Origin of the sequence: Collinsella aerofaciens, from assembly GCF_015553355.1 — a bacterium.
Classification (GTDB): domain Bacteria; phylum Actinomycetota; class Coriobacteriia; order Coriobacteriales; family Coriobacteriaceae; genus Collinsella; species Collinsella aerofaciens_V.
This window is the reverse complement of the sequence record NZ_JADNGN010000004.1, coordinates 58,985-78,626: the sequence shown is the minus strand read 5'-3', so window position 1 is coordinate 78,626 and position 19,642 is coordinate 58,985. Positions and strand designations below refer to the sequence as shown.

The following is a 19,642-nucleotide window of genomic DNA, read 5'->3' as shown; positions in this document are numbered from 1 at the left end:
CGTCGTCACGGTCGCTGGCATCGCATCGCAAAGCCATTCGCAGTCGGCGTGACGGTAATGTCGCCGTGTTCGATGGTGCACGCGAACACGCCGCCCGCTTCCTTAACGGCATCGATGCAGGCATCGGACGGATGGCCGTATCGATTCCCCTCGCCCGCGCTCGCGAGGGAAAGCTCGGGCTTCAGGACGTCCAGCAACTCACCATCGACTGAAACCTTAGAGCCGTGATGCCCAAGTTTAAGTACATCGATATCTCCCACCTCCTGCACGAATTCCCGTTCTTGATCGAGCTCGGAATCACCGGTGAGGAGCACACGCAGGCCCTTGCCTTCCTGAACATAAGAGAGCAGCAGGACAAGCGAGTCCTCATTTCCCTCGCCATCCACGGACTCGAATGGCCACATCACGCGGGCGCAAAATGAGCCGATGTCGACCGTATCCCCACGGCGCACCTGCCGATACTCCACGCCAGGTCGGTTCAATACCTCGGCAGGAGCATCCTCCAGCGCATCCGCCGCCACGGCAATCGTTCTGACCGAAAACTGTTCGAGCACGGCAGGCAGACCACCCCAGTGGTCCTCATCCCAATGCGTAACAAAGACGGCATCGATATGGTGCACGTTATTGCGAACCAACGCCGCCACCACGCGCTCGTCGAGCCCGCAGTCGACGAGTGCCACTGCGCTGCCCTGGCGAATAAGAATCGCATCGGCCTGGCCCACATCGAGCACCGTCACCGAAGGCGGCGCGAATCGATCCCAGTAGACGTACGGAATCGCAGCCAAGAGCACCAGGCATGCAAGCCCCACCGCCATAGGACGTGCGCGGGGACGCGGCCACCAGACCAGCAGAACCGCCAGCACACACGGCACTAGGTAAATACACATGCTATCGGGCGGCACGCTCACGGATGCACCCGGCACGGCGGCAAACAGCTGCTCGAAGAACAGCGCGCAACGGGCGGCAATCATGGGCACAACGAGCGCCCAAGTCCGCAACGGCGCCACGAGCGAAAAGGGAACCAGCACGATGGACACAGCAAGCAGCACGCTCACCACCGGACCGATGACCGCATTTGCCAGCGGAGCAATGAGCGAGAACGTACCGAAGGCGGGAATGGTAATGGGAAGAGTCGCCAGTTGCGAGCACAGCGTGACGGAAAGCATGCTGGCAACGCCCGATGACACACCCAGCTCACCCAAAGCGTAGGTCGCATAGGGGCAAAAGCACAGAATGGCTAAGACGCTGGCACATGAAAGCTGAAAGCCCATCTCGAACAGCACCGTCGGTCGCAGTAGCACAAAGATGGACATGGTTACGAAGAGTGCCGATGCGCCGTGCCGGCGACGCCCCGCGCCGTTTACAACAAGCGTAGCGAACACCATGCAGCACGCGCGCACGGCCGAGGGAGACGCGCCCGTAAAGGCAGCGTAGCCCACAAGCGTTATCGCCAATATCGCCCGCTGAAGACCACGTGAGCACCGAGTCTTTTGCAATACACCCTCGATTACAAACCCCACTATAGCCAAATGGCTGCCCGAGACGGCGATAAGATGTGCCGTTCCCGTCACCGAAAACCAGTCGCCCGCCGGCTGGGCGCGCAGCTCGGCCGAACGACCACAGACGACACCGGCTATGAGCGCACGCGCCGGGTCGGTCGCAGGCGCGATGGACGCAAGCAGCCCATTTCGCAGCCGAAGCAGCGGCCCCGGAGAGCCCTCATCGACCGACACAATCCGAACGGCTTTAACCTTGCGCACCTCGCCTCGGAGCACGCGCGATCGTCCATATGCATCGTTCTCAAAACGTGAAACGCGACCGATAACACGCGCGTGCGCCCCGACCTTGAGCTCGCGGTCACACGATAGGCGAACCGTTGCCAAGTTCTTACCGTCCGCGCATGCCTCGCAGGTATAGGAATACACGTCGTCGTTTATGGATGGATCGCCCTGCACGACAAACTCGAGGCTGCTTGCCGCTCGACCGTCGAGCGCCTTCGAGGCGCTGAGCGCGCCCACAGCCCACCACGCCGAGACGACCGATCCCGCCACGAGACCCACGGACGCGGCATACAGCCACCGCTTCAAAGGGGCAAGCCGCGCACAAGATTGCGCCAGCACAACGAATACCGCCGCCGCAACGGGAATGGCCCATAGCGGCCCGACCGCCGGCGCCTGCTCCCTCAGCAGCGCATCAGCGGCCACGTTGAGCACCAAGGCGCAGCTCATGCACATGCCGGCACACAGGGCCATCGTCCACGGTATCAGGGGCCGCGGAGGCATCACATGCTCGCGCTCGGTCGCACTCATACGCAGATGCAATCTTTGATTTTGGCAAGCTTCTTCTCGCCGATTCCCGACACACGCATCAGATCGTCAACCGAGGCAAAAGCACCGTTCTTTGTCCGCTCATCGATGATCGACTGTGCCATGGAGGGACCGATACCCGAGAGCGTCTGCAGCTCTGCCGCGCTTGCCGTATTGATGTTTACCAGTCCTGTTGCGCCACTCACGCCCGATGATGCGGAAGTCCCACCATCAACACCGGCTTCCGCAATGGACGTCTGCTGTTCCCCTACCGTTGGAACATGAATCTTCTGCCCATCGACGACCTTAGATGCCCGATTAAGCCCCGTAACGTCTGCCTCGGGCGCCAGCCCGCCGGCGGCATCAATCGCCTGAGCCACCCGCGCGCCATCCTTGAGGCGATATACACCGGGAGACACAACGGCGCCATCAACATCGACATAAACCTCTGCCGCGGCAGACGCCTTAGGCGAAGAGCCTTCGGATGTCTTTCCGCTCGAGGCATCGCCGGATCCCGGCTCCACCAATGAGCCTGAACCGTCAGTGCGCTCAAACGACACGCCGCCAGCACCGCCGCCAAGGTTCGCCATCGCCAAGCCGCTCGCCATCGCAATGACGACCAGTATCGCCACGACCACCGCCTTATGACCGAACAGCTTGTCCGCCAAGCGGTCCATCCGTTTGACCCGTTCGTGTTGTTCGCGCTGCGCCATAGCAAAACCTCCCAACACCATCGTGTCAGGAAAGGAACTCCGCAACAGCCACGCCCCAAAACCGGTTTTCTCGGTCAAACCAGAAGCTGACCAAAACCTTGCGGAAAAGTGTCCATTTATTCAGGTACACGTCGACAGATGAACCGTTTGTCGCCTAATGCCCAGATAGAAAAAGACCGACGATGCAAATGCGCCGCCGGTCTATACACAACATTATTCGTGATCTTGGTAAATCTCACGTGGAGCGAGCTCGGAATGTTTGCGTTTTAAGGTCTTAGGGGCCTTATACGTGTTGCTCATGAAGTCGATATACTCGGTCTGCTTAAGCAGGCGCTCGATCATCTCTTCGTGGTCGAACAGCTCCCAGGCCTCGTGCACGGCATCGAGTTTGGCGTGCGTCTCGGGACGGCGCGGCATAAACAGCGTGCAACAGTCGGGCGCCGCCTCAGTAGAAATATCGAACGTGCCGATCTCCTGAGCGCGCGCAATAATCTCCTGCTTGTCGGACCCGATGAGCGGACGGAACACGGGGATCTTCACGGCCTCGTTGACGGCCATGATATTCTCAAGCGTTTGGGAGGCAACCTGCCCAAGCGATTCGCCCGTAACGATGGCCTTGGCGCCCTCGATGTGTGCAATGCGCTCGGCAACCGAATACATAATGCGGCGATACATGATCACGCGCAGGTTGCTGGGGCAGGTGACCGAAATCTCACGCTGGCAGTCGCCAAACGGTACCACGTACAGGCGGCCGATCTGGACACCCGGCTCAAGCGCACGGATGATATCCTGCACCAAATACTCGCTCGTATCGGGCGTCTGTGGACGACCGGAAAAATGCACCGGCACGCACACCGCGCCGCGACGCGCGAGCATCCAGGTCGCCACCGGAGAATCGATACCCGACGACAGCAGCGTCACGACCTTGCCGGCAGAACCAACCGGCAGACCGCCCACGCCGCGCTCGGAGCGCGCGTACACATAAACGCTACCCTGGACCACCAGTACGTGCACCATCGCATCGGGGTCGTGCATTTGAACCTTTTTATCGGGGAAGGCCTCACACAGCACCTCGCCCACCTGACGATTGATGTCAATCGAGGTGAGCTCGTAGTCGGTATTGGAGCGCTTGGCGTGTACCTTAAACGAATCGAAGGAACCAAACTCGCGCAGCGCCTTCACGGCAGCGGCGCAGTACTCCTGCGGGTCGCGGTTGGTGTGATACGCCAAAGATACACGAGCAACGCCGGGAACAGTGCGAATGACACGCGCCGCCTCGTCGGCTTGATGCTCGTTAAAGGTCACGAGGATATAACCGGAAATTCGAGACACGGCATTCACGGAAAAGGCGGCCAAGGCCGCCTTGATGTTATCCATGAGGATATGCTCAAAATGTGCGCGGTTCTTGCCCTTCAGTCCAACCTCGTGATAGTGGACCAGGCAGACGCGAGCTGCCATTTAGGCTTCAGCAACCTTGTGGCCGAGCGCCTTCTCATAACGGGCCTCGTCGTAAGAGATGTCGCCGTCGACAATCTCGTCCATAGCCATCGAGATGGTATCGGCACCGGAAAGCCCGATGGTGATGTCATCGACATCCTGGACGGCAAGCACGCGGTTGTGCTGGCCACGCAGCATGCTATTGATGTCGCAGGCGCGCTTGGAAGCAAGCGAAGCGAGCAGGAAGCGGTTGTGATCGGTCTTCTCCAGAAGATCGTCAATGCAAGGCTTTACAACGGACACGGACCTCAGATCCTTTCATGCATATCGAGAACGCGAACGAGCTCATCGGTCGCGCGGTCGAGATCGTCATTAACCACTACGTCGTCGTAGCGGTCGGCAAGGGCAAGCTCATCGGCAGCGTTTGCCATACGCAGCTCAATCGTCTCGGGCGTCTCGGTACCGCGACCGACTAGACGCTCGCGGAGTACCTCAAGCGAAGGCGGCTTGATAAAGATCAGCACGGCCTCGGGGAAACGCTCCTTCACCTGCAGGGCACCCTGGACATCGATCTCCAAGATGAGAGACGAACCAGAGGCGAGCTTGGACTGAACCTCGCTCACCAACGTGCCGTAGCAGTTACCGTGGACCTCGGCCCACTCAACAAACTCACCGTTTGCCACGCGGCGGTCGAACTCCTCACGCGTCAGGAAAAAGTAATTGACGCCATCGACCTCGCCTTTGCGTGGGGCTCGCGTGGTAGCCGAAACCGTCAGGCCCAGGTTAGAGCGACGCTCGCGCACACGAGTGACGAGCGTGCCCTTGCCCGCGCCTGACGGTCCAGAAATCACAAAGAGCTTTGAATCCTGAGCGCTCACTTATTTGGTCAGCTGCTCGAGGAGCTGCTCGCGCTGACGGACGCCAAGGCCCTGAACGCGACGGGTAGCGGAGATGCCGAGCTCCTCCATGATCTTGGCGGCCTTGGCCTTGCCATAACCAGGAAGAGACTCGATGAGGGTGGAAACCTTCATGCGGGAAGCGATGGGGTCATCGGAGTTGAGCACGGACTCGAGGGACTTCTCACCCTTCTTGATCTGCTCGCGAAGCTCAGCGCGGGCGTGACGTGCGGCAGCAGCCTTCTCAAGAGCCTGCTTACGCTGCTCATCGGTAAGCTGAGGGAGTGCCATTCGTACCTCCAAATAGTTGGGTTATATCTGATTCAATAATTGGCATTTTAGCACGTAGAACGTACAAAATGCCCAATTGCGGGTCCATAGGTTAGACGATACCCGCAAAAAGTGCAATATACTGCGCCCAAAGTTAAGCCCCTGACCTGCGATTCCACACAAAGGATGGGAAAGTTTACGCAGGCACAGGGGCTATTTTGTGCTAATGAGACCCAAAAGTGGTGACTTAGGGGAATCTTTTACGCGACGTTTTCGACCAGCTCGGCGACGATAGCGTCAAAGGCGGCAACCGGATCGTCGGCACCGGTGATGGGACGGCCCACCACAATGTGGCTGGCGCCACGCTCGATAGCCTGGGAAGGCGTCGCCACGCGGGACTGGTCACCAAGGGCGGCGCCTACCGGACGCACACCCGGAGTCACGATCAGGGCATCAGGACCCAGCAGCTCACGCATGTCGTGAGCCTCCATCGGCGAGCACACGATGCCATCGATGCCGTTGGCCTGAGCGAGCTTTGCCAGGCGGGCGGCCTCCTCGGCCACCGGCGACTCGACGCCAATCTCGCTCAAGGCATCCTGATTCATGCTCGTGAGCACGGTGATGGCGACGAGCTTGGCGCGGTCCTCGCGCGCCTCCTCGGCACCCTCGCGGCAGGCAGCGAGCATGGCGCCCGAACCCAAGCCGTGAACCGAAAGCAGGTCGGCACCAGCAAGCGAGGCCGAACGGGCGGCACCGCGAACCTGATGCGGAATATCATGGAACTTAAGGTCAAGGAAGACCTTAAAGCCCAGGTCCTTAAAGGTCTTGACGATCTCGGGGCCCTCAGCGTAATAGAGCGTCATGCCAACTTTGAGCCAAGCGGCATGGCCCGAAAGCTCATGGGCGAGCTCGAGCGCACGCTCACGGTCGCAGTCGAGGGCGACGATAACGCGGTCGCGGGCATCGGTCTCTAGCATTCGAAAGCACCTACCAGCTCGTTGATGTCCTTCACGCCCTGGGACTCGGCCCAGGCCTCGAGCTCATGCGCGATCTTGAGCGAAGCGCACGGATCGACGAAGTTGGCCATGCCGACCGACACGCAGGTGGCGCCGGCCAGGATAAACTCAGCCGCATCCTCGCCGGTCATGACACCGCCGACACCGTTGATGGGGATATCGACGGCCTGGGCAACCTCCCAGACCATGCGCACGGCGATGTGGTGGCACAGCGGGCCCGAAAGGCCGCCCTTGGGCTTGGCCACGCGGGACTTGCGGGTATGGACGTCGATGGCCATGCCCTGAATGGAGTTGATGACTGAAAGGCCGTCGGCGCCGGCAGCCTCGAGGGCCTTGGCGATCTCGGCGACGTTGACCGGAGCCATCTTCACGAACAGCGGCTTATCGGTCACCTTGCGGCAGGCAGCCATAACGGAAGAGGCGCCCTCGGGCGTGGAGCCCATGGCGGCACCGCCGGCGGCGATATTAGGGCAGCTCACGTTGATCTCGTAGCCGGCAGCCCAGGGGCACAGCTCGACATACATCTCGAGTGCGCGGACAAACTCGTCAACGGAGTGGCCGGCAACCTGACAGATGACCTGGCAGCCGTCCTTGGACAGCTGTTCGAGCCACGGACCGGACTCGCGGGCAAAGGCGGCCACGCCGGGGTTCTGAAGGCCCACGGAGTTGATCATACCGCCGGGAATCTCGGCCATGCGGGGCGCGGGATTGCCGGGCCAGGGCTCGGCAGCGCAACCCTTGGTGGTGATGGCACCCAGCTGGGAGACATCAAAGAAGTTCTGGAACTGCCAGCCGTAGCCAAAGGTACCGGCTGCGGTGTTGATGGGGTTTTGCATCTTGACGCCGCCGAAATCGACGGCCATGTTCACGGTACCCACTAGAAGACCACCACCTTGGAAGCATCGAACACGGGGCCGCACATGCAGGCGCCCTTCATACCGTCGACCGTCTCGACATTGCAGGTGTTGCAGGCGCCAAAGCCGCAGCTCATCATGCGCTCGAGCGACACCTCGCAGTACGCGCCGGCCTCGGCGGCAGCGGCGGCGACCTTCTTCATCATGACGGCGGGGCCGCAGCTGGCCACATAGTCGTAGCCGCCCTCGCCGAGCAGCTCGGCTGCCGGGTCGGTGCAAAAACCGTGCGTGCCCAGCGTGCCATCATCGGTGCACACGTTAACCGTATCGCACATCGCGCGGAACTCATCGACGCCCACGGCCTTGGACGCGGTGCCAAAGCCCAGGCACACGTCGACGGCTACACCCTGCTCGGCAAGCTTGTCGGCAAGGCACAGCACGGGCGGAACACCGATGCCACCGGCGACGAGCAGGGCCTTCCTGGTGCCCTCGGGTACCATCCAGCCACGGCCACCGGGGCCCAGCAGGTTAGAGGTGGAGCCAGGGCCCATCTGGGACAAACGACGGGTATCGTCGCCCACGACGGCGTACCACAGCTCGACGGTGCCAGCCTCGGCGTCGGCGCGGTAGTAGCTCAGGGGCACGCGAAGCAGCGAGGACGCATCGCCGGGTACGGCGATGTTCACAAACTGACCGGGCTTGAGCGCACTTGCAAGCTTGGGGGCCGAGATGACGAGCGAGAAGATGCCGTCGGCAATCTCCCGGTTCGAGACGACCTCGAAGTCGTGCATGCGTGCAGTGGAAGGTGTGGGCATAGACGCTCCAATCCCCCATGCGGTTGCATGGTCCAAACGAACAGAAAGCGCGGCACCGCAAGGGCGCCGCGCACAAAAGCGATAAGGCTATGCTAGCAGATGCAGCCGTCGGCAAGCGTCTGCTTACCGCCGACAAACACATCGGTGGCACGACCGGTGAGCGTGCGGCCGGCAAAACCGGAGTTCTCGGCGCGCGACTCGTAACCGTCCTCGCCAACCGTCCAGGTGGCGGACGCGTCGAACACGGTCAGGTCGGCAACGGAGCCCGCCTTGACCTGAACCTGGTCGAGACCCAGGATCTCACGCGGCTTGATGGCCATGAGCTCGACCATGCGGCCCATGCTCATCTTGCCCGTGTTGACCAGCTCGGTGAGTACGAGCGACAGCGAGGTCTCGAGGCCGATCATACCAAAGGGCGCAAGCTCGAACTCACGGGCCTTCTCCCACGGGGTGTGAGGAGCGTGATCGGTGACGATAACGTCGACGGTGCCGTCGATGACGCCCTGACGGATGGCCTCGGCATCCTCCTCGGTGCGCAGCGGCGGATTGACCTTGAGCGAGGTGTTGTAGGTCTCGTCCAAGTCGTTCTCGGTCAGAAACATGTGGTGCGGGGTGGCCTCGCAGGTCACCTGGACGCCAGCGGCCTTACCGGCACGCACGAGCTCGAGACCGTGAGCGGTGGAGATGTGCTGGATGTGCAGCTTGGCACCGGTCAGCTTGGCGATCTCGATGTCGCGGGCGATCTGGAGCTCCTCGCCGGCAGCCGGCCAGCCCTCGAGAGCCAGACGGGTCGAGACCTTGCCCTCGTTGATCTGGCCGTGGCCGACCAGGTCCTCGTCCTGGCAATGGCTCATAAAGACCTTGCCGAACATCTTGCCGTAGTCCATGCAGCGACGGAGCATACCCGCGCCCTGCACGCCGCGACCGTCGTCGGTGAAGGCGACGGCGCCGTGGGCGACCATATCGCCCATCTCGGACATGGCCTCACCCTTAAGACCGCGGGTCATGGCGCCCGACGGATAGACGCGGCAGTGACCGACCTCGGCAGCGCGAGACTTGACGAACTCCACGACGGTGCCGTTATCGGTGACGGGATCGGTGTTGGGCATGGCGCACACGCCGGTAAAGCCGCCCTTGGCAGCTGCGCGGGTGCCGCTCTCGATGTCCTCTTTGACCTCGTAGCCGGGCTCGCGAAGGTGAACGTGCATATCCACCAGGCCAGGGACGAGGTACTTGCCGGAAAGGTCGCGGACCTCGGCTCCATCGACGGCGAGATTCTCGCCGACCTCGGCGATCTTGTCGCCGTCAATCAGGACGTCAACGACACCGTCAAGCTCGACGGACGGGTCGACGACGTGGGCATTCTTAAGAAGTAAGGCCATTATCGGCACCTCCAAGCAGCAGATACAGGATAGCCATACGCACGCAGATACCGGCGTAGACCTGCTCCAGGATGACGGAGCGTTGCGGGTGGTCGGCCATATAGGAGTCGAACTCGACGCCGCGGTTGATGGGGCCCGGGTGGCAGATGATCGCGTCGGGCTTCATGAGCTTCTCGCGGTCCTTGGTCAGGCCGAAGAGCTTGTGGTACTCGCGAATGGTCGGGAACGGGGCACCCTCGAGGCGCTCCTGCTGAACGCGCAGCATGTAGACGACGTCCAGCTCGGGCAGGACGGAATCAAGATCGCTCGTCACGTGGTCGCAGCCCAGGACCTCGGGCGACGGCGGCAGCAGCGTGCCGGGGGCGACGGCGTAGGTCTCGCAGCCCATGATCTTAAGGGCGGGGATCAGCGAGCCGCAGACGCGGGAATGCGCGATATCGCCGACGACGGCGACCTTCAGACCGTGGAAGTCACCCTTGTGCTCCCAGATGGTGTACAGGTCGAGCAGGGCCTGCGTGGGGTGGTTGTGCTTGCCGTCACCGGCGCAGATGACGCTCGCGGGCGAGTTCTGCGTGACGATGTAGGGAGCGCCGGCGTGCTTGTCGCGCACAACGATGCAGTCGATCTTATAGGCGTTGAGGGTCTCGACGGTATCGACGAGGCTCTCGCCCTTGACCGTGGAGGTCGAGGAGCCGCCAAAGTTGAGGCTGTCGGCCGAAAGACGCTTCTCGGCGAGCTCGAAGGAGCTACGGGTGCGCGTCGAGGGCTCGTTGAACATGTTGACGATGGTCTTGCCCTTGAGCGTAGGGACCTTCTTGATCGCACGCTCGTTAACCTCGGAGAACGCCTTGGCAGTCTCGAGGATGAGCTTGATGTCCTCTTCGGAGTACTCGGTAATGTCGATCAGGTGCTTATGGTTGAACGCCACGGTACTACTCACCTCCCAGCGGCGCGGAGCCCACGTGGGAACCCGGCGCGACGTCGTTAATCTCGACGGCGGTGTGGCCGTCGACTTCCTTCATATATAGGTGCACGTTCTCCTCATGCGACGAGGGAACGTTCTTGCCGACAAAGTCCGGCGAGATGGGGAGCTCGCGGTGGCCGCGGTCAACGAGGACAGCCAGCTCAATGCGGTTCGGACGGCCCAGGTCCATGACGGCGTCGAGAGCGGCGCGAATGGTACGGCCCGTATACAGGATGTCGTCCACCAGCACGACGCGCTTGCCGTCGACGCTAAAGGGAATGTTGGTGGCGTGGATCGCGGGAGCGAAATTGGTCGCATAGTCATCGCGGTAGAAGCTGATGTCGAGGCTGCCGAGCGGAACGTCGACGCCCTCGATCTCCTTGATCTCCTCGGCGAGCTTCTTTGCCAGAAGGTCGCCGCGCGTGACGATGCCGACCAGAGCGAGGTCTTCACAGCCCTCGTTGCGCTCGAGAATCTCGTGCGCGATGCGGGTCATCGCTCGATTGACGGCGGTCTCGTCCATGATGACCGCCTTGGGGGAAGTCGTGCCCATCGATCTCCTTCCTCACATGTCTTGACTGCTGACACAGTCAAAAAAATAGATGCCCGACCGCTTAAAGCGGACCAGACACCCACAGGAAAGGCTGCTCTTTGGCAGCTATGTAATTCCATGTGGGCATCTCGTACCCCTTTAATGGTCAAGGGATAGTGTAGCCAACCTCGGGCTTAATTGCGAGCATAAATACAGAGCAATCCGTAAACGGAGCCCAATGCTCCATAAACCTATATATATTTGTGGGACGAGCTTGAAAACACACGCACGAGCTGGCATAATCCCCTCTGCTGCACGCAAATCGGATCTACGTCCAGGGCCGTAGCGTGGGCACTATCGCCAAAAGAGGAATATCTCTGTGTAGATTGCGCACAGGGAGCGACTTCTGTGCTATAGTTCAGGCTTGTTTGTTAACGCGACATGTTCGTTTGTCGCCCAAGGAGGGTCAGTTATGTCCAAAGTTTGCGAAGTTTGCGGTAAGCACCCCGTTGCCGGTCGCTCCATCAGCCACTCTCACCGCGTCACCAACCGTAAGTTCCGCCCCAACATCCAGCGCGTCTACGTCGTCGTCGATGGTCACCGTCGCAAGATGAACGTTTGCTCCACCTGCCTCAAGTCCGGCAAGGTTGCGCGCTCCTAAATAAGGTCTTACCAACAAGTACCTCGGACTCTCCGGGTCAAAGACCTCGCGTTCATATAGAACTTACCAAAGGCGCCCTCCCCTACGGAGGGCGCTTTTTTGCACTCATTGGGGACAGACTTACATGAGTGTTTTCACGCATTGGGGACAGACATGACGTACGTATGCGGCGCACCGACTGACTCCGGCCCCTGCCTCACGCTGCATCCTTCCAGCCTGCAGTTGCCTTGGTCACGCTCGTGGCGCCGATACCGGTGATACGAGCAATTTGCTTAACCGTGAGATGTGCCCGTCTGAGCCTCAGCAGGCAGGCATCGCGTTCGGGGCGTGGCAGGGCCTTGAGCAGCGCAGGATCTATGCTCGGCAGAACTTCGCGCGCAACGGAAAGGGCCTCCTCATCGGAGATCCGCCGGCGTGGAAGAACCTCCATTGCCCAGATGCGCCCAGCAACTTCCTCGAGATGCTCGCAATAGCAACGGGAGCCTCCGACAATATCGAGCATAGGGGCCGCATCACAGATGTCAAAGGGATCATAGCCCAGCTGATACGCCTTATAGCTTGACCAGCGGTACGCCTCGAGCGAGTCAAGCGCACCCTTCACGGGATTGAGATGAATATAGTCGAGCAGCTGCACCGCCTGCACGTCCGACTCAACCGCGACCCGCGAATAGCGATTATCAAACAGATGCCCCGTTCTCCCCGTTTTCCCGTTGAAATACTTAGCATATGCTGTCAACGCACACTGCATTGCCTTTGAAAGATTGTCAAATGGATCATCAATCATCAAATGGAAGTGATTGTCCATAAGGCACCAAGCCAACACCGCCACTTTATGGCGTGCAAACCTGTCCGAGATGTCCGATAAGAAACGATATCGGTCAGAATCATCTTCAAAAATAATTTGTTTGGAGTTGCCACGGTCAAAGACGTGGTAATAGCCGGTGAGCGAAACGGCGCGGGCGCATCGAGGCATAATCTCTCCTTTCAAAACCGAACAGGCAACACCTAAAAGGAGAGAAGGAACGCGAAATGCTGAGCCTGTGACCTATTTATATCCAATGAGCGGCAAAAACTGGTTCAGAACGGCAAAATGGCAAAACGATGTCTGTCCCAAATGAGTGAAAGCACTCATGTAAGTCTGTCCTCAATGAGTGGGACGGTGCATTGGGCAGATAGATTTAGTTGAATCGTTTCATTTGGTTGAAGCGTTTTAGTGTGCCTTTTACAGGAATCTTACCGTTCGCCGAATAATTTCTTGCTATCATGCAAGGCGTAGGGTAAATCTCCGATCGCAAGGAGACACAAATGGTGAAAAAGTCACCGGAAAACACTACTCCCGCAATTGTGGACAACGTAGAGGCGCTTGAGGCTAAGCTCGCTCAGATGCGAGAGGCCCAGGCGCTTTTTGCTACGTACACGCAGGAGCAGGTCGACAAGATCTTCTATGAAGCCGCCATGGCCGCCAACAAGGCTCGTATCCCGTTGGCGAAGATGGCCATCGAGGAGACCGGCCGCGGCGTTCTTGAGGACAAGGTCATCAAGAACCACTACGCCGCAGAGTACATCTACAACGCTTACAAGAACACCAAGACCTGTGGCGTTCTGGAGCGCGACGAGGCTTACGGCATCACCAAGATCGCCGAGCCCATCGGCATCGTGGGCGCCGTCATCCCGACGACCAACCCCACCTCCACCGCGATCTTCAAGACGCTGATCAGCCTGAAGACCCGCAACGCCATCATCATCTCCCCGCACCCGGCAGCCGCCAAGTGCACCATCGCCGCCGCCAAGCTCGTGCTTGACGCCGCCGTCAAGGCCGGCGCCCCCGAGGGCATCATCGGCTGGGTCGATGTCCCCTCCATCGAGCTGACCAACATGGTCATGCGCGACGTCGACATCATCCTCGCCACCGGTGGCCCGGGCATGGTCAAGGCCGCTTACTCCTCGGGCAAGCCCGCCCTGGGCGTTGGCGCCGGTAACACCCCGGTCGTCATCGACGACACCGCCGACGTGCTGCTCGCCGTCAACTCCATCATCCACTCCAAGACCTTCGATAACGGCATGATCTGCGCTTCCGAGCAGTCCGTGACCGTCATCGACAGCATCTATGACCAGGTTAAGGCCGAGTTCCAGAAGCGCGGCTGCTACTTCGTCAAGCAGGGTGCCGAGATGGAGGCCCTGCGTGCCGCCATGTTCAAGAACGGCGCCCTGGATCACCGCATCCCCGGCATGGCCGCTGCCAAGATCGCCGAGCTCGCCGGCATCGAGGTTCCCGCCAAGACCAAGATCCTGATCGCTGAGGTCACCTCCACCGACCCCGCCAAGGAGGAGTTCTCCCACGAGAAGCTCTCCCCGGTCCTGGCCATGTACCACGCCAAGGACTTCCAGGAAGCCGTCGACAAGGCCGAGCACCTGGTGCTCGCCGGTGGCCCGGGCCACACCGCCTCTCTGTACGTGCACCCCGCCCAGGCCGAGAAGATCAGCCTGTTCGAGCACGTCATGAAGGCCTGCCGTATCGTCATCAACACCCCGTCCTCGCACGGCGGCATCGGTGACCTGTACAACTTTGGCATGAAGCCGTCTCTGACCCTGGGCTGCGGCTCCTGGGGCGGCAACTCCGTCTCCGAGAACGTTGGGGTGAAGCACTTGATCAACGTTAAGACTGTGGCCGAGCGCCGTGAGAACATGCTGTGGTTCCGCGCTCCCGAGAAGGTCTACTTCAAGAAGGGTTCCACGCCCGTCGCCCTCGACGAGCTTGGCAACGTCATGGGCAAGAAGCGCGCCTTCATCGTCACCGACCAGTTCCTCTTCAAGAATGGCAACACCCGCGCCATCGAGGCCAAGCTCGACGAGATGGGCATCGCCCACGACTGCTTCTACGACGTCGAGCCCGATCCGTCGCTGCAGTGCGCACGTCGCGGCGCCAAGCAGATGGCTCTCTTTGAGCCGGACGTCATCATCGCCGTCGGCGGTGGCTCCGCTATGGACGCCGGCAAGATCATGTGGATGATGTACGAGCACCCCGAGTGCAAGTTTGAGGACATGGCCATGGACTTCATGGACATCCGCAAGCGTATTTTCACCTTCCCCGAGATGGGCAAGAAGGCCTACTTCGTCGCCGTCCCGACCTCCTCGGGTACCGGCTCCGAGTGCACGCCGTTCGCCATCATCACCGACAAGGAGACCGGCATCAAGTGGCCGCTCGCCGACTACGCGCTGCTCCCCAACATGGCTATCGTCGACGCCGACAACTGCATGACCGCCCCGCGCGGCCTGACCGCTGCCTCCGGCATCGACGTCATGACCCACGCCATCGAGTCCTACGTCTCCATCATGGCTTCCGACTACACCAAGGGCCTCTCCGAGCGCGCTGCCAAGCTCGTCTTTGAGAACCTGCCCTCCAGCTTCACGAACGGCGCCAAGGACCCGCACGCCCGCGAGGAGATGCACAACGCCTCCTGCATGGCCGGTATGGCCTTCGCCAACGCCTTCCTGGGCCTCAACCACTCCATGGCTCACAAGCTCGGCGCTTTCCATCACCTGCCCCACGGCATCGCTAACGCCGTCATCCTGACCCGCGTCATGCGCTACAACGCCGCCGAGGCTCCCGTCAAGATGGGTACCTTCTCCCAGTATCCTTACCCCAACGCGCTGCACAACTACGCCGAGATGGCCAAGTACTGCGGCATCGAGGGCAAGGACGACAAGGAGGTCTTCGAGAACTTCATCACGAAGCTCGAGGAGCTCAAGGACTTCATCGGTGTCAAGAAGACCATCGCCGACTACGGTGTTGACGAGCAGTACTTCCTCGACACCCTCGACGAGATGACCGAGCAGGCATTCAACGACCAGTGCACCGGCGCCAACCCGCGCTACCCGCTCATGAGCGAGATCAAGGAGCTCTACCTGGACGCCTACTACGGCCGCGAGCCCCAGGATTACGCCGTCTGCTAGTTTTAGCACGGTTTTTAACGGCGGGGGTGCACGGGTGTTTCACACACCCCCGCCGTCGCTTCTATCGCATCGTTGAAAGGATGCAACCATGCTGCTACCCGATTCCAAGACCGAGCTCGTCCGCCGTGGCAACAAGGTCGTTTACGACCTGGGCGACAAGATTGTCAAGGTCTTTAACGAGACCAAGCCTGTCTCCGACGTGTTCAACGAGGCTTTGAATCTTGCCCGCATCAATGAGTGCGGCATCCGCAGCCCCAAGGCTCTCGAGGTTTCCCAGCTCGAGAACGCCAACGGCTGGGCGCTCGTGACCGAGAAGGTTCCGGGCACCACCCTTGCCGAGAAGATGACTGCCGAGCCCCAGCGCTTTGGTGAGTACCTCGAGATGTTCGTCGACCTCCAGATCGAGATCCACGGCTACACCTCCCCGCTGCTCAACCGTCAGCGCGACAAGTTCGCTCGCATGATCGACAGCCTTGATCAGCTCAATGCCACCACGCGCTACAACCTTCAGGAGCGTCTGGACGGCATGACCAAGGAGTTCAAGGTCTGCCACGGCGACTTCAACCCCTCCAACGTCATCGTCGGCGACGACGGCCAGCTCTATGTGTGCGACTGGGCACACGCCACCCAGGGCTCCCCTGCTGCCGACGTTGCCACCACCTACCTGCTCTTCGCCCTCAACAGCAAGGATCAGGCCGAGGCCTACCTGGAGCTCTACTGCGACCGCGCCGACATGCCCATGCAGGTCGTGCGTCAGTGGACGAGCATCGTCGCCGCTTCCGAGCTCGCTCGTAAGCGCAACGTGAACGATGAGTTCCTGAAGAACTGGATCGACGTCGTCGATTATCAGTAATATCTGAGCGATTTATTTCGCATCGGAGGCACAAGGAAAACCCTGCAGCTCATATGGGCTGTGGGGTTTTCTTTTTGATATCAAGGATGCCACAAGATAATAGGACGGCCCCGCATCTCCCCGATCTGGAGAAATGCGGGGCCGCCCCACATATCGAACTACAAGCGCAATCGTCGATTAACGGCGGGCCGCCTTAACAAGCTCGGCAACCTTGGCGACGATCTCGTCGATCGCCACATCCTCGCGCTCGCCCGTGGCACGGTCCTTGAGCTCAATGGTGCCATTCTTAAGGCCGCGCTTGCCGAGCACCACCTGATACGGGAAGCCCATAAGGTCGTTGTCGGCAAACTTAAAGCCGGGACGCTCGTCGCGGTCGTCGACGACGACCTCGATGCCCTCGGCACACAGGCCATCAACGATCTGCTCGCAGACGGTAGCGCACTCCTCCTTCTTGGGATCGAGCGGAATCACCGCGACCTCGTACGGGGCAACGGAGACCGGCCAGACGATGCCATGCTCGTCGTTGTGCTGCTCCACGACGGCAGCAAGCGAGCGGGACACACCAACGCCGTAGCAACCCATGATGAGCGGCTTCTCCTTGCCGTCCTCGTCCATAAAGGTGGCACCCATGGCCTCGGAATACTTGGTGCCCAGCTGGAAGACCTGAGAGACCTCGATGCCGCGGGCAGCGGAGAGCGGCTTGCCGCAGTGCGGGCAGGGGTCGCCGGCAACGACGGTTACCAGGTCGGCCCACTCATCGACGGTAAAGTCGCGCTCGGGGCAGGCACCGGTAAAGTGATAATCGACCTCGTTGGCACCGCAGGCCCACTGCTTGGACTCGCGCAGGCTCTCGTCGCACACCAGACGAATGCCCTCGGGCAGGTTAACCGGTCCGATAAAGCCCTTGTGCAGACCGTTCGCCTGAAGCTCCTCGTCGGTCATCATGCGATAGCCCTTGCCAAAGACATGTTCGGCCTTGCAATCGTTGAGCTCGTGATCGCCCGGAACAATGGCCACGACCGGCTTGCCCTCGGCGTCGATGAGTGCCAGCGACTTGCGCGTGCCGTTCTCGGGGAACCCAAAGAACTTAGCAACAGCCTCAATGGTGCCCATGCCCGGAGTCTCAACCTTGGTGAGCGTACCGTCACCAGGACCCTCGGTCACGACGACCTTGGTGCTTGCCGCCTCGTCATCGGCAGCAAAGCCGCAATCGTCGCAGTAGACGAGCGAAGCCTCGCCGGCGTCGGCCAAAGCCATGTACTCGACGGAGGTATCGCCACCGATCTCACCGGAGTCGGCAACAACGGGCAGGGCCTTGATATAGCAGCGCTCGCAGATGTTAGCGTAGGCCTGCTTCATCTTGTCATACTCCTCCTGCAGGCTCTCCTGCGTGGCGGAGAAGCTGTAGGCGTCCTTCATGATGAACTCGCGACCGCGCATCAGGCCAAAGCGGGGGCGAAACTCGTCGCGGAACTTATCCTGGATGTGGTAGAGGTTAACGGGTAGCTGCTTGTAGGAGCGCAGCTCATTGCGCACCAGGGCCGTGACGGTCTCCTCGTGCGTGGGGCCCAGGACGAACTCGCGACCGTGACGGTCGTCAAAGCGCACAAGCTCCTTGCCATAGGCGTCGATGCGGCCGGACTCACGCCACAACTCGGCATCGACCATGATAGGCATCATAAGCTCCTGGGCGCCGGCGGCGTCCATCTCGTCGCGCACGATGTTCTCGATCTTGCGAATCGAGCGCCAAGCAAGCGGCAGGTAGGAATAGAGACCGGCGGCCTCCTTGCGGATCATGCCGGCACGGAGCAGCAGACGGTGGCTGGCGAGCTCAGCGTCCGCCGGATCCTCTTTAAGCGTCGGCGCATAAAGCTTAGACATATACATTGCTCGGGTCATTTATTTCTCCTCAATAAGCTTGTCGACCTCGGCCATAAGCGCGTCGACAATTTGGTCCTCAGCTACTTTACCAATGATCTGGCCATGCGAAAAGAGCAAGGCCTGACCACGTCCGCAAGCAACGCCCAGATCGGCATCAGAAGCCTCGCCGGGACCATTAACGGCACATCCCATCACAGCGATCGAAAGCGGAGCGGAGTAGTTCTTAAGCCGCTCGGTAACCTCCTCGGCAATGGGAATAAGGTTAACCTGGCAGCGGGCGCATGTGGGGCACGAGACAATCTCGGGGCCACGGCGACGCAGGCCCAACGACTGCAGAATACCCCAGGCAACCGGCGGCTCCTCAACCGGATCGGCTGTGAGCGACACACGCATGGTGTCGCCAATGCCTTCGGAAAGCAAGATACCCAAGCCTACAGAGCTCTTGATGGTGCCCTGGAGCTTGGTCCCCGCCTCCGTCACGCCCAGGTGAAGCGGAACGTGGGGAATCTCACGCGACAGGGCTCGATAGGTATCAAGCGTCGTTTGCACGCTATGGGCCTTGGCCGAAAGCACAATGTTCGTAAAACCGCGGTCCTCAAAGTGCTTGACGAAGCGCTCGCTCGACATAACGAGCTTTTCGGGCTGCGTGAGGTCGTCGCGCTCGGCGATATCCTGCTCGAGCGAACCGGCATTGACGCCGATACGAATCGCGCACCCAGCGGCGCCCGCGGCATCGATCACGGCATCGACCTTAGCCCAATCGCCGATATTGCCGGGATTGATGCGAAGCTTGGCGGCACCAGCCTCGACGGCGCCGATGGCGAGCTTATGGTTAAAGTGAATATCGGCGACGATCGGCACCGGAGACTCGGCACAGATGGTGCGGAAACCCTCAAGCGCGGCCTCGGTGGGCACGCTCACACGCACGATATCGCAGCCAGCCTGCGCCAACGCGCACACTTGCGCAAGCGTTGCCTGGGCGTCAGCGGTATCGGTGCAGGTCATGGATTGGACCACCACCGGCGCACCGCCACCGATCTGCACACCGCCCACATGCACGGGGCGCGTCAACTCGCGAGGCAAAGGATGGGATAAAGACAATCCAAAC

Annotated in this window: 18 protein-coding genes; 3 read left to right on the top strand and 15 right to left on the bottom strand. The window is 60.6% G+C overall.

Annotated elements, in window-relative coordinates:
* Positions 1 to 5 precede the first annotated feature (5 nt).
* From I2D57_RS02270 to pyrR, 12 genes are all read right to left on the bottom strand, one after another.
* Positions 6 to 2,309, bottom strand: coding sequence for a DNA internalization-related competence protein ComEC/Rec2 (locus I2D57_RS02270; protein ID WP_195361316.1), 2,304 nt, complete (start codon positions 2,307 to 2,309; stop codon positions 6 to 8).
* The gene (locus I2D57_RS02265) at positions 2,306 to 3,019 is read right to left on the bottom strand and encodes a ComEA family DNA-binding protein (protein ID WP_055285147.1); all 714 of its coding nucleotides are present in this window, start codon (positions 3,017 to 3,019) and stop codon (positions 2,306 to 2,308) included. Before I2D57_RS02265 ends, I2D57_RS02270 begins: the two co-directional genes overlap by 4 nt.
* Before the next feature lie 213 nt (positions 3,020 to 3,232).
* The gene (gene thiI, locus I2D57_RS02260; protein ID WP_195361315.1) at positions 3,233 to 4,477 is read right to left on the bottom strand and encodes a tRNA uracil 4-sulfurtransferase ThiI; all 1,245 of its coding nucleotides are present in this window, start codon (positions 4,475 to 4,477) and stop codon (positions 3,233 to 3,235) included.
* Positions 4,478 to 4,759, bottom strand: a complete 282-nt coding sequence (locus I2D57_RS02255; RefSeq protein ID WP_035138532.1) for a DNA-directed RNA polymerase subunit omega — start codon at positions 4,757 to 4,759, stop codon at positions 4,478 to 4,480.
* Positions 4,760 to 4,764: 5 nt separating this feature from the next.
* Positions 4,765 to 5,334 (bottom strand): guanylate kinase, encoded by a 570-nt coding sequence (gmk, locus tag I2D57_RS02250; protein WP_138374178.1) that lies wholly within the window; start codon positions 5,332 to 5,334, stop codon positions 4,765 to 4,767.
* Positions 5,335 to 5,643 (bottom strand): integration host factor, actinobacterial type, encoded by a 309-nt coding sequence (mihF, locus tag I2D57_RS02245; protein WP_006236130.1) that lies wholly within the window; start codon positions 5,641 to 5,643, stop codon positions 5,335 to 5,337.
* 239 nt (positions 5,644 to 5,882) lie between these two features.
* Positions 5,883 to 6,599, bottom strand: coding sequence for an orotidine-5'-phosphate decarboxylase (gene pyrF / locus I2D57_RS02240; protein WP_035138533.1), 717 nt, complete (start codon positions 6,597 to 6,599; stop codon positions 5,883 to 5,885).
* Positions 6,593 to 7,501 carry a dihydroorotate dehydrogenase gene (locus I2D57_RS02235; RefSeq protein WP_006236128.1) on the bottom strand — a complete coding sequence of 303 codons (909 nt, stop codon included), beginning with the start codon at positions 7,499 to 7,501 and terminating at the stop codon, positions 6,593 to 6,595. Before I2D57_RS02235 ends, pyrF begins: the two co-directional genes overlap by 7 nt.
* 14 nt (positions 7,502 to 7,515) lie before the next feature.
* Positions 7,516 to 8,283: a dihydroorotate dehydrogenase electron transfer subunit gene (locus I2D57_RS02230; protein WP_195361331.1), complete on the bottom strand. Its 768-nt coding sequence runs from the start codon at positions 8,281 to 8,283 to the stop codon at positions 7,516 to 7,518.
* Positions 8,284 to 8,399: 116 nt separating this feature from the next.
* Entirely contained in the window at positions 8,400 to 9,689 is a 1,290-nt protein-coding gene (locus I2D57_RS02225; protein WP_195361314.1) for a dihydroorotase, read from the bottom strand.
* Entirely contained in the window at positions 9,673 to 10,617 is a 945-nt protein-coding gene (locus tag I2D57_RS02220) for an aspartate carbamoyltransferase catalytic subunit (protein ID WP_195361313.1), read from the bottom strand. Before I2D57_RS02220 ends, I2D57_RS02225 begins: the two co-directional genes overlap by 17 nt.
* Positions 10,618 to 10,621: 4 nt before the next feature.
* Complete coding sequence (gene pyrR / locus I2D57_RS02215; protein WP_195361312.1) at positions 10,622 to 11,206, bottom strand: bifunctional pyr operon transcriptional regulator/uracil phosphoribosyltransferase PyrR; 585 nt, start codon at positions 11,204 to 11,206, stop codon at positions 10,622 to 10,624.
* A gap of 451 nt (positions 11,207 to 11,657) precedes the next feature.
* Here pyrR and rpmB point away from each other — a divergent pair, with 451 nt between their 5' ends.
* Positions 11,658 to 11,846: a 50S ribosomal protein L28 gene (gene rpmB / locus I2D57_RS02210; protein WP_022094725.1), complete on the top strand. Its 189-nt coding sequence runs from the start codon at positions 11,658 to 11,660 to the stop codon at positions 11,844 to 11,846.
* Positions 11,847 to 12,042: 196 nt separating this feature from the next.
* Here rpmB and I2D57_RS02205 read toward each other — a convergent pair whose 3' ends face one another.
* Positions 12,043 to 12,819 (bottom strand): transposase, encoded by a 777-nt coding sequence (locus I2D57_RS02205; RefSeq protein WP_195361311.1) that lies wholly within the window; start codon positions 12,817 to 12,819, stop codon positions 12,043 to 12,045.
* 332 nt (positions 12,820 to 13,151) lie between these two features.
* Here I2D57_RS02205 and adhE point away from each other — a divergent pair, with 332 nt between their 5' ends.
* Both adhE and I2D57_RS02195 read left to right on the top strand, forming a co-directional pair.
* Complete coding sequence (gene adhE / locus I2D57_RS02200; RefSeq protein WP_055285142.1) at positions 13,152 to 15,800, top strand: bifunctional acetaldehyde-CoA/alcohol dehydrogenase; 2,649 nt, start codon at positions 13,152 to 13,154, stop codon at positions 15,798 to 15,800.
* 88 nt (positions 15,801 to 15,888) lie between these two features.
* Positions 15,889 to 16,653, top strand: a complete 765-nt coding sequence (locus I2D57_RS02195) for an aminoglycoside phosphotransferase family protein (protein WP_006236119.1) — start codon at positions 15,889 to 15,891, stop codon at positions 16,651 to 16,653.
* Between the two features lie 177 nt (positions 16,654 to 16,830).
* On the opposite strand, the gene I2D57_RS02190 is transcribed toward I2D57_RS02195, so the two are convergent.
* Entirely contained in the window at positions 16,831 to 18,552 is a 1,722-nt protein-coding gene (locus tag I2D57_RS02190; protein ID WP_229055573.1) for a proline--tRNA ligase, read from the bottom strand.
* Entirely contained in the window at positions 18,553 to 19,635 is a 1,083-nt protein-coding gene (ispG, locus tag I2D57_RS02185; protein WP_195361310.1) for a flavodoxin-dependent (E)-4-hydroxy-3-methylbut-2-enyl-diphosphate synthase, read from the bottom strand.
* Positions 19,636 to 19,642: the final 7 nt, after the last annotated feature.